This window comes from Flavobacterium anhuiense, assembly GCF_900101855.1.
Classification (GTDB): Bacteria; Bacteroidota; Bacteroidia; order Flavobacteriales; family Flavobacteriaceae; genus Flavobacterium; species Flavobacterium anhuiense.
In genome coordinates, this window is the sequence record NZ_FMVC01000005.1 from 229,354 (window position 1) to 245,230 (window position 15,877).

General features: G+C 35.3%; 11 protein-coding genes. 10 read left to right on the plus strand and 1 reads right to left on the minus strand.

Annotated elements, in window-relative coordinates; genetic code table 11:
- Window positions 1-145: 145 nt before the first annotated feature.
- The 10 genes from BLP44_RS14825 to ctlX all read left to right on the plus strand — a co-directional run bounded on the left by BLP44_RS14825 (window position 146) and on the right by ctlX (window position 13,592).
- On the plus strand, window positions 146-829 hold the full coding sequence (locus BLP44_RS14825; RefSeq protein ID WP_091134081.1) for an SDR family NAD(P)-dependent oxidoreductase: 684 nt from the start codon (window positions 146-148) through the stop codon (window positions 827-829).
- Between the two features lie 9 nt (window positions 830-838).
- Window positions 839-2,254: an SDR family oxidoreductase gene (locus BLP44_RS14830; RefSeq protein ID WP_091134082.1), complete on the plus strand. Its 1,416-nt coding sequence runs from the start codon at window positions 839-841 to the stop codon at window positions 2,252-2,254.
- A gap of 574 nt (window positions 2,255-2,828) precedes the next feature.
- Window positions 2,829-5,831 carry a SusC/RagA family TonB-linked outer membrane protein gene (locus BLP44_RS14835; RefSeq protein WP_091134084.1) on the plus strand — a complete coding sequence of 1,001 codons (3,003 nt, stop codon included), beginning with the start codon at window positions 2,829-2,831 and terminating at the stop codon, window positions 5,829-5,831.
- Between the two features lie 11 nt (window positions 5,832-5,842).
- Window positions 5,843-7,192, plus strand: coding sequence for a RagB/SusD family nutrient uptake outer membrane protein (locus BLP44_RS14840; RefSeq protein WP_091134085.1), 1,350 nt, complete (start codon window positions 5,843-5,845; stop codon window positions 7,190-7,192).
- Between the two features lie 94 nt (window positions 7,193-7,286).
- On the plus strand, window positions 7,287-8,237 hold the full coding sequence (locus BLP44_RS14845; protein ID WP_091134087.1) for an isoaspartyl peptidase/L-asparaginase family protein: 951 nt from the start codon (window positions 7,287-7,289) through the stop codon (window positions 8,235-8,237).
- Window positions 8,238-8,252: 15 nt separating this feature from the next.
- Window positions 8,253-9,113: a cyanophycinase gene (locus BLP44_RS14850; protein ID WP_091134089.1), complete on the plus strand. Its 861-nt coding sequence runs from the start codon at window positions 8,253-8,255 to the stop codon at window positions 9,111-9,113.
- Between the two features lie 5 nt (window positions 9,114-9,118).
- Window positions 9,119-10,507 carry a YfcC family protein gene (locus BLP44_RS14855; protein ID WP_091134091.1) on the plus strand — a complete coding sequence of 463 codons (1,389 nt, stop codon included), beginning with the start codon at window positions 9,119-9,121 and terminating at the stop codon, window positions 10,505-10,507.
- A gap of 12 nt (window positions 10,508-10,519) precedes the next feature.
- Window positions 10,520-11,572, plus strand: a complete 1,053-nt coding sequence (locus BLP44_RS14860; RefSeq protein WP_091134093.1) for a cyanophycinase — start codon at window positions 10,520-10,522, stop codon at window positions 11,570-11,572.
- An 88-nt stretch (window positions 11,573-11,660) separates the two neighbouring features.
- Window positions 11,661-12,575, plus strand: a complete 915-nt coding sequence (locus BLP44_RS14865) for a dimethylarginine dimethylaminohydrolase family protein (RefSeq protein ID WP_066035215.1) — start codon at window positions 11,661-11,663, stop codon at window positions 12,573-12,575.
- Window positions 12,576-12,644: 69 nt separating this feature from the next.
- On the plus strand, window positions 12,645-13,592 hold the full coding sequence (gene ctlX / locus BLP44_RS14870) for a citrulline utilization hydrolase CtlX (RefSeq protein WP_091134096.1): 948 nt from the start codon (window positions 12,645-12,647) through the stop codon (window positions 13,590-13,592).
- Window positions 13,593-13,809: 217 nt separating this feature from the next.
- Here the strand turns inward: ctlX and BLP44_RS14875 are convergent, their stop codons facing one another.
- A complete protein-coding gene (locus tag BLP44_RS14875; RefSeq protein ID WP_091134098.1) occupies window positions 13,810-15,732 on the minus strand; it encodes an RICIN domain-containing protein in 1,923 nt (640 codons plus the stop codon).
- Window positions 15,733-15,877: the final 145 nt, after the last annotated feature.

Sequence of the window (15,877 nt, forward strand, 5' to 3'; positions counted from 1 at the left end):
TTCATATTATTGATTTTATTTTGTTTAATATTTTTTGATAAAAATTAAACAATTATTACCTTTAATCTATAAATCAAGCCTTTATTTAAACTGAGGTATAAAACATGAAGTTTTTAATAGTGATCCTAATATAAAAATGGTGTTTATGGAAAAAATACTTGTAATAGGAGGAAGCGGAGGAATTGGAGAAGCAATAGTATTGGAGCAATTGGGAACGAAGCAAGTTTATAACATTAGCAGAACTGCTCCTAATATTTCACATCCTAACTTAATTCATTTTACGGCAGACATTTTAAAGGACGCGCTTCCAGAAATTGAGAAAATTGATGCTATTGTTTACTGTCCAGGTTCTATAAATCTGAAACCTATTCTGAGTTTAAGCATTGATGATTTCAGAAATGATTTCGAAATCAATGTTATTGGTGCTGTGAAAGTAATACAGCATTATCTGCCAGCCTTAAAAAAAGGCACAAATCCGTCTGTGGTCCTTTTCAGCACAGTTGCAGTAAAACTTGGAATGCCTTATCATGCTAGTGTTGCTGCAGCAAAGGGTGGAGTAGAAGGTCTTGTTAAATCACTAGGTGCAGAGCTCGCTCCCGCAATCCGTATTAACGCTATTGCACCTACTATTACAGAAACTCCATTGTCAGCTTCAATCCTCAGAAATGATCGTATGAAAGAAAATATTTCTGAGCGTCATCCTTTAAAAAGATATTTACAGCCTAAAGAAGTGGCTAAAATGGCAGATTATCTTATTTCAAATGCGGCAGGATCTATTTCGGGACAAATTTTCCAAATGGATTGTGGCTTGGTCAGCTTTAAAATCTAATATGTCATCATGAAAATTCTATTAACCGGCTCAACAGGATATATTGGCAAAAGAATTCTGCCCTTACTACTTGAAGAGGGACATGAAGTAATTTGCTGTGTACGGGACAAGAACAGATTTTTTTATCCTGAAAAGTATTCAGCAAACGTTAGACTTCTTGAGGTTGATTTTTTGCAATATAAAAGTGTAGAAACTATTCCTAATGATATTGATGCCGCGTATTACCTTATTCATTCCATGTCTAGCGCTGACAATTATGATGAGCTTGAAAGAATTTCTGCAAGTAATTTCAAAAAAAAGATAAATGATACAAGCGCTAGGCAAATTATTTATTTAAGCGGAATTGTCAATGATAAATCCTTATCTAAACATTTGGCTTCTAGAAAGGCGGTAGAAGAAATCCTAAAAAGTGGTAAAACTCCAACAACAACCTTGAGAGCAGGAATTATAGTAGGTTCAGGCAGTGCATCTTTTGAAATTATACGGGATTTGGTCCATAAACTGCCTGTAATGATTACACCAAAATGGCTTAATACTAAATGCCAGCCTATTGCCATTGCCGATGTTTTAGAATTTTTAATGAAATCACTGCTAAACCCTAAAACATACAACGCGAGTTTTGATATTGGCGGGCCAGATATTCTTACATACAAGGAAATGTTGCTAGAATTTGCAAAGATTAAAAAACTCAAAAGATTTATTTATACACTGCCAGTAATGACGCCTAAGTTGTCTTCCTATTGGTTATATTTCATTACTTCCACTTCTTTTAAACTGGCTTCGGCATTAGTGAGTAGCATGAGAGTAGAAGTGGTTTGCAGGGACAATAGAATCAATGAGTTGTTGGATATAAAACCTATGAGTTACCGTCATGCGTTACAAAAAGCAATTGTAAAAATTGACCAAGATGAAGTAGCTTCGAGCTGGAAAGACGCGCAAATAAGCGGACAGTTTAAAGGAAGTATTTCATATTATTTAAAGGTTCCTAAAAAAGATTGTTTTATCGATAGAAGAAAAAGAAAAATTATAAACAGAGACTATACTATTGCTAAAATTTGGTCTATAGGAGGAGAAACCGGATGGTATTATGGTGATTGGCTTTGGGGTTTGAGGGGATTTATTGATAAGCTTTTTGGAGGTGTTGGAGTTCGACGAGGAAGAACGAATAAACATGATATACATGCAGGAGATGCTCTTGATTTTTGGCGTGTGGTGTATGCTAATAAGGAAGAAGGAAAATTAATTCTCTATGCAGAGATGAAACTTCCGGGAGAAGCATGGCTCGAATTCAAAATTTTTAATAATACATTATATCAGGCAGCAACTTTTAAGCCATCAGGAATTCTCGGAAGGTTGTACTGGTATGCTGTGCTGCCTTTTCATGGTTTTATTTTTAATGGCATGATCAATAAATTGATAAATTGACTTAATAACTTTGATATTTGTTATTATTAAAGGCTATTTGAAAAGAACTTCTTAGTTCTGTATTATTTATAAATTCTTTTTGTTTTATTTGATTAAATTCTTAAAATTATGCGGAAAAGTCAGCTTAAAAACTAAAAGTATGGATAAAGTTTAATTAAAAATATGATTTTTATTTTTTAATTCAATTTTTTTTCTAATTTTATCGTCAAATAATACCACTCTATTTTGATTGCAGGAAAAGCAAATACAATCACAAAATCAAAATCTCTTACTCTAAGAGGTCTTCAGCCTATCTTTAACTGTTGAAGAATTGATATGCAAACACTATTCTTAAGTGTTTAGTATCATTATTGTATTTTTTATTTTCTCAACCAAACCTAACCAAATGAATTTTACCAATTTATTATATCGTTGTATTGATTGCAAATCACTTTATCTAAAAGGTTTGCAGCCAATATTTAATTGTTAAAAAGTTTCACTTCTCAGTTTACAGATTTTTATGCCAAAACTCTTCATTTTCATGAATAGTCGAGGTGTTTCTATTGTCAATTTTATTAAATTTTAAACTAAGAAAATGAAACTAACCAATAAAATAAAACTGATTATTGTGTTGTTGTCATGTATTACAACATATGCACAAAAAACTATAAAAGGAACTGTTACAGACAAACAATCCAATATACCCATGGTAGGCGTCAATGTTATTGTTTCTAATTCAAAAGCAAGTACAATTACAGATTTTGATGGAAAATTTCAACTTCAAATACCTGAAAACAGCACTTCGATAGAATTTTCCTATATCGGATATCAAACCCAAAAAGTTACGATAGACGAAAAATCCAATTATACTATTTCTATGACTTCCGGTCAAGGCCAAAGCCTAGATGAAGTAGTAATTATTGGTTATGGAACGCAATCTAAAAAAGATGTGAGTTCTAGTATACAATCTATAAAAACCAAAGATTTGCCTCAGGGAACTTCTTCAAGTTTTGAAAACAGTTTGCAAGGACAGACTCCTGGGGTGAATATAAGTTCGTCATCGGCTACACCAGGAAGTGCTGTGAGCGTTAATATTCGTGGTGTTTCTTCTATATCAGCGAGCAGCCAGCCTTTGTATATCATAGACGGAATTCCAATCGTGTCTAGAAATAATTCGGCACTAAATGCAAATATACAGCCAGTTAATCCATTAGCAGATTTGAGTCCGAATGATATTGAATCTTTTACAGTTTTAAAAGATGCTGCCGCAGCCGCCATTTATGGATCAAGAGGTGCTAACGGAGTAATCTTAATTACCACAAAAAGAGGTAAAACAGGTAAAAGTATTGTAGATGTTAATTATTACACTTCTTTTGCTGAAATTTCGAAATATCCAAAAATGGTTGACAGCGAGAAGTTTAAAAAGTTTTTTAACACCGCTGCAGAATTTGACGGACTAGGTTCTGATTATTTTGATTGGATCGATACTTCAAAAGGAATCAATACCAATATCTACGATGAAATCTTTAGAGTTGGCGTAACGCAAAATTTAGATCTTAGTGTTAAGGGCGGAAGCGAAAAAACGAGCTATTATCTGAGCGGAAATTATTATAATCAGGAAGGAATTCAAATAGGTCAAGGCTTTAAGAGATTAAGTGCCCGCATGAATCTGGATCATAATATTAATGAAAAATTCAAAGTAGGAAATACATTTTTTATAACGCGTAGCAACCATCAGAGAACAATTGGCGAAAATGATGAATATGGAGTTGTAATTAATGCACAAGGCTGGGATCCTACAGAACCTATTTATGATGAAAATGGGAAGTATACCAACCCTTTTAAATACAACACTTGGTGGCCGCTTGAAAATCCTGTTCAGATTGCCAAAGAGTATAAAAACATTTCTCAATCTACGCGCGTGCAGGGTACAGCATATGTTGAATGGAAAATTATTCGAGATTTAAAGTTTAAATCGGCTTTTTCATTAGAGTATTCCAACCTAGTTGAGGATTCTTATGTTCCTTCTGGCACAAATAAATCGAAGACAGGTGAAGGTATTTTTGCAACTTATGAAGAAACCAATTGGCTGGTAGAAAACACTTTAAACTACAATAAACAATTTGGCGAAAAGCATAATTTCGGAGCTATTTTAGGATGGACAATACAAGAAAATGAAACTCGTTTTTCTGACCAATCTGGTGTCGGATATGCTACTAACACTACATCTAGTATTTCTGCTGCAAGTACTATTATTGCTAGTACTTCGGGTAAAAACCAATATGGTTTGCAATCTTTTTTTGGAAGAGCAAATTATGTTTACGATGATAAATATATAGCATCATTTACAGTGAGAGCTGATGGTTCTTCACGTTTTGGAGAGAATAATCAATATGGCTATTTCCCATCAGGATCTTTAGCTTGGAGAGTTAATAAAGAAAAATTCTTTAAAAGTGAAAGTATTTCTGATTTTAAAATCAGAGCTAGTTACGGACTTACAGGAAACCAAGAAATTGGTTCAAATTGGAGAGGAACTTATACTCTAAATGCTAATTATAACGGAGTTCCAGGAATAGCACCTAACCGATTAGAAAATCCGGACTTGGGTTGGGAAAAAACAAAGCAAATTGATATAGGTTTAGATTTTGGATTGTTTAAAAACCGAATCACTTTAACGGCCGATTATTTTAACAAGCAAACAGATGATCTTTTATTGCAAGCAAAAGTTTCGGGACTTACTGGTTTTAATTCTGTTTATCAAAATGTTGGAGCTATAGAAAATAAAGGTTTTGAATTTGGAATTAATGCAGCCGTCTTTGATGGAGATGATTTTAAATGGAATACAGGGGTTAATCTAACGTTGCTTGACAACAAGATTAAAAAATTGATTAATGACGGTGAAGAAGTGGGAAGAAATCATATTTTGAAAGAAGGACAAGAAGTAAGCACTCTATATTTAATTAAATTTTTGGGTGTGGATCCACAAACTGGAGACGCAAAATTTGATGACATAAATAAAGATGGAATAATCGATTTTTCTGACAGACAAATGGTTGGAGGCGCATTGCCAACTTATTTTGGTGGATGGAGCAACAATTTCAGCTACAAAGGATTTACTTTGACGGCAAACTTTGTATTCTCTGGAGGAAACAAAATATTCAATCAAAGCCGCCATGTTTACGATAATTATGGGTATACAAAAAGCGGTATTCCATATTCTAATATTAGCGAAAGAGTATATGATAATTATTGGAGAACGCCAGGGCAAATTACTGATGTGCCAAGGCCTTCTACAAAAGATGGACAGATGCAGCGCTTTAGCACGCAATTTTTGGAAGATGGAGATTATATCAGATTGAAAACTTTAAGTCTTGCTTATAAGCTGCCTTCTAATGTGATTCGCAAAATTGGTTTGAATAGTCTTTCTCTTTATATCCAAGCTCAAAACCTATTTACTATAACCGATTATTTAGGTTTCGATCCTGAAGTTTCTACAAATACTTCAAGTCAGGAAGATTTGAATATTCTGCAAGGGGAGGATTTTGGAACTTTAGGTCAGGCACGCACTTTTACATTAGGATTAAGTACAACATTTTAAAATTTGAAATCATGAAAAATAAAAAGATATATGTATTCTTGTCTATGTTACTTGCTTTTACAGTTTTAGGATGTGATGATGTACTGGACACAAAATTAGATGATGAAATTCCGGCGGCAACTGCCATAACTGATAATATTTCATTAAAAGCCGCCGCTGTAGGACTGTATGACGTGATGCAAAGCGGAACGTACTACGGAGGTGAATTTATATTGGCTCAGGAATTAACGGGAGGCAATGCAGATGCGACCGGTTTTCAAGAGCGTTTTACCCAGTTGGACAACGCTATTGTGCCACCATCAAATGCTTATATTCAAAGCAATTGGGTAAATGTTTATACGCTTGTTAATGCCAGCAACTTGATTTTGCAGAAAATGGAAGAGCTTGAGCTGAAAGATGACAATTCTAAAGGAACTGCACTTTTTTGCAGAGCACTAGGACATTTTGATGCGTTGCGCCAATTCGGGCAGTTTACAGATCCAAACTCAAAATATGGTATTCCTGTTTCAACTAAATATTTGGATGCAAAATCTGCTAAAGAAATTTCCAGATCTACTGTTGCTCAGTCTTATCAGCAAATTATTTCAGACTTAAAAGATGCCATTGCAATTTTGAAATATGACAGCAATAGATTTTTTATTACAAAAGCTGCTGCTGAAGCTTTGCTTGCAAGGGTTTATCTGTATCAAGGCGATTATGATAATGCCATATTGTATGCCAGTAAAGTAATTAGCAATAGTACGTATAAATTAAATACAAAATTTAATGATATTTATGATGTTGAAGGTTCGTCTGAAGCTATCCTAGAGTTACAGTTTTTAGGTATTGACGGTAATAGTTTAACCGAATTTTTATCAGTTTCACCTCCAGAAGTTTCTGCTGATTACAATAGTTTTTTCAAACCAATGGACGACGACAACGATCCAAGAAGTTATAAATATTACGATTCGGGAAAAGAAGTTTTTTGTGATAAATATGGAACTCGTGACAGCGAAATTGACGGAAATGCCATTATCATTAAACTTTCAGAAATCTATCTGATTCGTGCAGAAGCTTTGGCAAAGAAAAACCCTCAGGATTTAACTTCGGCTTTGGCTGATTTAAATGTGGTGCGTCAAAGAGCTTTACCGAGTAATCCTTACACTTTAGCCCAAATTCCAAATCTAGATGCTTTTGTTACTATTTTGATTGAAGAAAACAAAAGGGAATTAGGTTTTGAAGGACACCAATGGTTTACTATCGTTCGATTAGGCAGAGCAGCTTCAATTTTGAATATTCCTGCTTTCAGAACAACTTATCCAATACCGCAAAACGAAATTACAATTGCCCAAGGCAAGTTAGAACAAAATCCAGGATACTAAAAAAATCCCCCAGGAAGCTGCTAATGCGGGATTCATTTACAAAAAATGTATGTCGCTTAGCTAGTCTTCTTTAAATTCAAAAAAAGAAAAAGAAATGACAAATAAAACGCCGTTTGCACTTTGTATACACGGAGGTGCGGGTGTGATAACTCCCGAGAATCTATCACCAACAGATAAAAAAATGATAAAAGAGGATCTTATTCTTGCTCTTAATGCAGGAGAAGAGATCTTAGCAAAAGGCGGTAATGCCGTTGATGCGGTCACTGCTGCCGTAGTAGCTTTAGAGAATAGCATTCATTTTAATGCGGGAAAGGGAGCCGTTTATTCTCGAGAAGGAAAACATCTATTAGAAGCTTCAATAATGGATGGCGCTACGTTAGAGGCTGGATCGGTAGCAAACAGTATGAAAATTAAAAATCCCGTTCTATTCGCCAAAAGTTTATTAGGATATAAAGACCTTATCATGATTTCTGGTGAAGCTGCCGATAATTTGGCAGAACAAACTAATCACGAATTAGTAGAAAACCATTACTTTGATACTGATTTTAGAAAAGAACAATTTTTGGAGGCAAAAAAAATCTCTGAAACAGCAACTTTTCTCGATCATACCAACTTAAAGATGGGAACTGTTGGCGCAGTTGCTATTGATAGAAATGGCAATATAGCCGCAGCGACTTCGACAGGAGGAATGACTAATAAATTGGATGGACGAATTGGCGACTCTGCAATTATTGGAGCTGGGACTTATGCCAATAATAAGACTTGTGGCGTCTCTTGCACTGGTGTTGGAGAATATTTTATTAGAGCCACAGTATCTTCCATGGTTTCAAATTTAATGGAATTTGGAAAAATGTCTCTAGAGCAGGCAACCGAAGTAACAATAAAAGGCCATTTGACAAAGTTGGGTGGAGAAGGAGGGCTTATTGCAATTGACAAAGACGGAAATATTAATTTTTCATATAATTCTCAAGGAATGTACCGTGGATTTGTGTGTGAAAAAAAGAAAGAAAAAAAAGTATATATCTGGGATAACGAAGAAGTATAACACTAAAATTATATCATGAAATCTATTCCATTTTTTGTAATCTTGTGTTTACTACTGTTGTGTTCTTGCCAATCAAAGCTTAACAATGTTGAAGAGCTTAAAACTAAAGGAAAGCTATTCATAATTGGTGGCGGAAAAAAATCTGATAAATTGGTTTCTGAATTGATTGCAGTTAGTAATCTAAATAAAGAAAACTTTATGGTGATACTTCCAATGGCTAGCGAAGAACCCGATTCGGCAGTTTATTATACGGCAAAACAATTTATTGGATTAGGTATAAATTCAAACAAGATAAAGGCTTTTAATTTTAATCGAATCAGCCAGCCAAAAATACAGATTGATTCTCTCAAAAAAGCTAGCCTTATTTATATTACTGGTGGAGATCAAAATTTATTTATGAAATCAGTTTTGAATACCCCTGTTTATAAAGCCATTCATTCTGCCTATCAAAATGGGGCAACCATAGCAGGAACAAGTGCTGGCGCAGCAGTAATGAGCACAAAAATGATTTCAGGAAATGAATTGAAGCACCCAACTTATACTGGAGAATTCCATAGCATCGAAGCAAAAAATTTTGAATTAGCAACGGGATTGGGTTTGCTGCCAAATGCCATTATCGATCAACATTTCATTTACCGAATGCGAATGAACCGTTTATTGTCGGTTGCTATGGAAAATCCAGATTATTTAGGAATCGGCATTGATGAATCGACTGCTATAGCGGTACAAGGTGACGATGCAAGAGTTACTGGAGATTCGCAAGTGGTCATTATAAGAAAAACAAACAAAACAAATATCCAAGTCAAAAACGGACTATTAGGAAGTAAAGATATTAGATTAGAAATCCTTCTGCCGGGAGAGAAATTTAAATTATAAAAAAAATGAAAATATTAGAAAAATTCCCAGATACAATTACTATAATTCTAGTAATTACACTTCTCTTTATAGGTCTGACATGGATAATTCCGTCAGGAGAATTCGATCGTACGATTGCAAACGGAACGGAGAAAATTATTGCAGGTTCTTACAAGTCTGTACAAGCATCTCCTCAAGGAATCAAAGCTTTTTTGGAAGCTCCGATTAAAGGATTTATTTCGGCATCTCAAATTATTGCTTTTGTCTTTCTGGTGGGAGGAGCGTTTTCTATTATAAACATGACGGGCGCAATAAACGCAGGACTTTTTAATGTAATTGAGTTTAGTCATAAAAGGCCAAAACATAAAATTTTTATTGTTCCATTTTTAATTGTATTATTTTCTTTTGCAGGAGCTACTTTTGGAATGAGCGAAGAGATTTTAATCTTTATTCTGATTACCGTACCCATGGCAAAAGCAATGGGTTATGATGCAATTGTTGGAGCGGCAATTCCAATTGTAGGAACTGGCGTTGGTTTTGGAGGTGCCTTTAGCAATCCATTTACTATTGGCATTGCACAAGGTATAGCACAAATTCCAATTTTTAGCGGAATGGAATATAGGATTTTTGTCTGGTTTATTTTAACAACATGTGCTTGCTTCGTAATTACGCATTATGCAATAAAAATTGGAAAAGATCCTAAGAAAAGCCTATTGTTTGGCATTGCCGATGAAAAAGAGAATAGCAATCTTGAGACATCTGACTTTAAATTAGACACCGCTAGGAAAATAATTTTATATGCACTTTTTGTAACCATTCTCATTTTAATTTACGGGGTGAGCAATTATAATTGGTACATAAACGAAATCGCTGCTTTGTTTTTGGCCTTAGCTATTTTTGTCTCCATTGTTTACAGAATGTCAATATCAAAAGCGATAGATGCTTTTGTATTGGGAGCTAAAGACATGATGACTGCGGCATTGGTAATCGGACTGGCCAAAGGACTTCTAATTATTACACAAGAAGGCAAAATTATTGACACGATACTTAATTCTATTGTATCAATAACCCAAAACACGCCAAAGGCTGTATCTGCTGAATGCATCTTTTTTTTCCAATCATTTTTAAACTTTTTCATTCCGTCAGGATCGGGACAAGCTTCTTTGACCATGCCCATTATTATTCCGATTTGTGATGCCTCAGAAATAAGCCGACAAATGGCAGTGCTGACTTTTCAATTAGGAGACGGCTTTACTAATCTTATTATTCCAACAAGCGGAGTTACAATGGGAGCGCTTTCTTTGGCTAAAATACCTTATAGCAAGTGGTTTAAATGGATGCTGCCTCGAATGGTGGTATTCTTAATAGCATCAATGCTGCTGATTCTTCCCCCTTTATATTTATTCAATTGGTAAAATCAGACTAAAATGAAAACACTAGCAATAACTTTTCTGTTTATTTTGAGCGCTTGCTCTTCTGAAAACAATACGGAAAATTCGGTTCCAAAAACACCAGAAGCAAAAAACTATGTGTCTTACTTTACAGGAAATAAAGTAGATAGAATTACAGCCCCAAAGGGAGGAATTTGCTTGATGGGAGGAGCAACCGAAAACGATCAGGCAATGAAATGGTTTTTAAATAGGGCAGATGGCGGAGATGTTTTAATATTACGCACTTCGGGAACGGACGGCTATAATTCGTATTTGTATACCTCTTTAGGAATTGCTATTAATTCTGTTGAAACTATTGTTTTTAAAAATGCCAAAGCGAGTTCTGATGCATATATAATAGAAAAAATAAATAATGCAGAAGCAATTTGGTTTGCAGGAGGAGATCAGTGGGAATATATTTCGTATTGGAGAAACACGCCAATTTCTGAAGCCATCAATAAAGCAATAATCAATAGAAAAGTTGTCGTGGGCGGAACCAGTGCTGGTATGGCGATTCAGGGAGGATTTTATTTTTCGGCTCAAAATGGCACGATCACTTCTCAAGAAGCATTGTTAAATCCTTTTGATACAAAAGTCACAATATCCAACGAGTCTTTTTTAGATAATGCAATTTTAAAAGATGTCATTACCGATACCCATTATGATAATCCCGATAGAAAAGGAAGACATATTGCTTTTTTAGCCCGAATTATAAATGATTATAAAGTTCAAGGAAAAGGAATAGCTTGCGATGAATACACTTCGGTTTGTATAGGCGAAAAAGGAATTGCAAGAGTCTTTGGAAATTATCCTTCTAAAGATGATGTTGCCTATTTTATAATGCCAAATACAGAAATTCCAAACAACAAGCCAGAAATTTGCAAACCAAACAATCCATTGGAATGGAATCTGAATAAGGTTGCCATTAGCGTTTACGAGGTTAAAGGAACTAGTGCTGGAACTAATACATTTAATTTAAATAATTGGATTGATGGAACTGGAGGCACATGGAAAAAATGGTTCGTAGAAAATGGCAAACTCAATGAATAAGGGAAACGCAATAGAATAATTAACTCTCAAAAATAAAATACCAATATAATACAAGATGTACCATTATCTTCAAAAATATAATAGATTCTTGCTGCGGTTAAATGTAAAGAACGAAACGTCTCGACTTCGTGCTGTAGTTTTGGGTTCAGCTGTCAGCAATGGTCCAACTCCATCTATAGAAGAGGCCTATGACCCTAAATCCTTGGAACATATTAAGGCAGGAACTTATCCTGTGGAAAAGGATATGGTTGCTGAAATGAAGGCTTTTAATGCAGTTTTTAAAAAATATGGCGTAAAAGTGTATCGCCCAGAAACGATTGAAAATTACAATCAGATTTTTGCCCGTGATATTGGATTTGTCATTGATGATGTTTTTGTAAAATCTAACATTTTGCCTGACAGAGAACGCGAACTGGACGCGATTCAATATGTAATTGATCAGATTGATCCATTAAAAATTGTTCGTCCGCCAGCAGAAGTTCATATAGAAGGCGGCGATGTTATGCTTTGGAAAGACCATATTTTTATAGGAACTTATAAAGGGAGCGATTATAAAGATTACATAACTGCAAGAACCAATATGCATGGCGTAAATTATATCAAATCTCTGTTTCCTCATAAAATTGTAAAAGAGTTTGATTTAGTAAAATCTAAGTTAGAAGCAAGAGACAACGCTTTGCATTTAGACTGCTGTTTTCAGCCAGTAGGAAAAGATAAAGGGATTATCTATAAAAGAGGTTTCCGCGAAGAGGCAGATTATTTGTATTTGGTTGAACTTTTCGGAAAAGAAAACTTATTTCATATCGAAAGAGAAGAAATGTACAATATGTTTTCGAATGTATTTTCAATAGATGAAGATGTGGTGGTTTCTGAGAAGAATTTCACGAGATTGAACAACTGGCTTCGTGAAAATGGTTTTACAGTTGAGGAAATTCCTTATGCAGAAATTTCAAAACAAGAAGGTCTGTTGAGATGTTCAACTTTGCCATTAATTAGAGACTAAATAATGTTTCAAGTTTCAGGCCTTGCAAAAAACTTGAAACCTGAAACTTGAAACGAAAAAAATATAAAAATGAAACAGACAACAAATGCAATCCTAATGATTAGACCCGTAGCATTCAGAATGAATGAACAGACGGCAGTGAATAATTATTACCAGAAAGTATTGAATGGACTTTTGCCAGATACTGTTAATGCTAAAGCGCAGCAGGAGTTTGATGCTTTTGTAGAAAAGCTAAGGGCTGTTGGTGTCGATGTAACTGTTGTTGATGACATTATAGAAACCGATACTCCAGATAGTATTTTTCCAAACAATTGGGTTTCATTTCATGAGCATGGTGATGTAGTATTGTATCCTATGTTTGCAGAAAACCGTCGTCTGGAACGTCGTGATGATATCTTGGATATTTTGGAAAAAAAAGGCTTCGAGATTTCTAATATTATTTATTATAACGCGGCAGAAGAAGAAGGCATTTTCTTAGAAGGAACCGGAAGTTTACTTTTAGATCGTGCCAACGCAAAAGCATATTGTGCTTTGTCGCCTCGCGCAGATGAAGAATTGGTTATTAAATTCTGCCAAAACTTTGATTATACACCAGTAATTTTTAAAGCTTTTCAAACTGTAAATGGAAAGCGGAAACTGATTTATCATACTAATGTGATGATGTGCTTAGGCGAAACTTTTGCAGTTATTTGCGCAGATTCTATTGATGATAAAAAAGAGCGCAAAATGGTTTTGGATCATTTAAAAGAAGATAAAAAAGAAATCATTTTAATCACAGAAGATCAGGTAAATAATTTTGCAGGAAATATGCTGGAAGTGAGAGGGAAAGATGATAAGAGATATATTGTAATGAGTGCTTCAGCACATCAAATCTTGACTCCGAAACAAATTGCCCAATTAGAAAATCATGCAGAAATTTTAAGTTCAAGTTTAGATACGATTGAAGCTTGCGGAGGCGGAAGTGCTAGATGTATGATGGCTGAAGTTTTCCTGCCAAGAATTCACAGCATTGCTTAGCGTTACTTTGAATGGAATGAGATAAATAAATATGGAAAATATGAGAGAAAGTGCCTGTGGATATAAGTCGCAGAGATTTGCTTGTATACGTTAATTAAATCAGTGTTTTTATTTTCATGATGCCAGCAGAAGAAAAGAAAAAGCCACTGTTTTAAATGAAGATCTAAAACAGTGGCTTGGTATTTATATGATTGGTAGAACTATAAAAGTTCTGTCTTTACTCAACGACTATCTTTTTGGATGCAGCAGATGAATCTTGAAGAACCCTTGCTACATATATGCCTTTGCGAAGTTTTGTTCTAATAGTTTGATTAGCATTGGTTTTCAGATTTTTTGCTTCATAAACCAGTTCGCCGCCAATTGAGTATATGGCTAGAGAATACTCTTTATCTGACTCTGAAGTGAAATGGATATTAAACTCTCCACCCTTTGACGGATTTGGATATATCTGTACGCCAGCATCTATTTCTATATTGTCTGCTGAAATATTCTGTGCAACAGCACTTTTTGAAGTCGTTCCTATTTTATTGAATTTAAATAGTTGGCATGAAGTCCCATAATATTCCCAAAGTTGGAGATTTGCTGTTCCATCCATATTGCAGTTGGATGTGTCCCAGCCTTTTGTGGTGTCAACTGCTGATTTTATGCTGTAATAGCCGTTGCCAACATCGGTTACCAGCCATTTTTGGGCATCATTAGTATAATTGTCCCAAAGCCGTATCGATTTCCCATTTGTTGGATCTGCACTTTCAAGATCTATTACACGTCCAGTTGAGCTTGCATTGGATTTAAAACGCCAATACCCGTTTCCAGCATCAATGGCAATCCACTGCTGTGCTGTTGTGCCCAATCGATCCCAAGGTCGGATGGCAGTGCCATTTGCATTCGTTCCATACATAAGGTCTACCACTTTATTTGAATTTGTTTTAAATTCAATTTCATAGACGCCATTGTTTACTAGAGTAGTGCAGGTTTGCGACGGAATGTTGCTGTTTGCATATTCAGAGAACCACTGTTTGACTGGCGCAGCGCACGCCTCCCAGTTATTGTTGAAGGCAGTTGTAACATTGTAGGGATCTGCATTAGTTATAAGTCCCTCGGGTGCCAGTAGATTCCAGCTGCAATTTCCTGTGGCATCGATTCTGCCCTTAAGATTAAGTCCGAAACCGCTTGTTGTTCCAGTTCCCCATGTCTCTGCTCCAGTAGGTGACCAATCGGTTTCTGTTATCATAATTGGTGCTATATTAGCAATCGGTTGCACATTGGCATTCCAAGCATTATTGAAGCTGGTTGTATTTTCAGCATTTGCTCCCCAATACCCTGGATAGACATGTACAGCATAGCCAATATTGCCACCTGTTATCAAATGGTTTGGATATCCCTGATAATGGGATTGGTATCCTGTTCCCGGTATCCAGCAGACATTATTTGCACCATTAGACCTAATTCTATTCACAATATCTTGAAAGAAGTTCTTCAATGCGGCAAAGTGCTCATCACCTGTTGCGCCCCAGTTTCCATTTGTTCCTAGTATTTCTATAGGTTCATTGGCAATTTCAAACATAACATTGTCTACATTTTTTAAGTTGGGATGACTCGATAGATATTGCCAAACCGTTCTTAAATAATTATGGTAGCTGTCTCCATAGGCAATTCGATTGGGACATACTCCAGGAGGGCGAAGCACAACATAAAGGCCTCTGCTTCTGGCGTGGTTGATTAGAGGGATTATGACTTGGTTTACATAAGTAACCAGTCTATTATAATCAAAGCACGAGATGTTATTTTCTCCAGCTGTGCATCCTGGTGTGTTAGTCCAGTAGGGATCGATATGGAGTCTTATGTAATTTAATTTCCATCCATTTGCTGTGTTTGTGAGCGCATCCATAACGGCATTATTGTAATTCAGACATCCCTGAACATTATAATTATCCCAGCGACATTGGCCATAAGAACAGCCATTGAACCAGGGACTGGGAGTTATGGCTACCCCGTGCAGCAATACATTTTTTCCGCAGGGATCTTTTAGATTCTTGCCATCAACATGTAGAGGAGGCAACGGCATTCCAGGCCATGCATATAATTCCATCAGAGGAATAATCGCCAGAAATAGAAAAATCACTTTTTTTACTCTTTTCATAACTTTAATTGGTTTAATTAGTTAGTAAATTAACCTACAACTTCTTGTAAGTTTTTCATTGCTAATTTAATAATAAAAGAAATTAAAAAACAACCGATTGCGTAATTTTTTAACATGAATTTTTCAGATTTCAGTATTTAGAGCA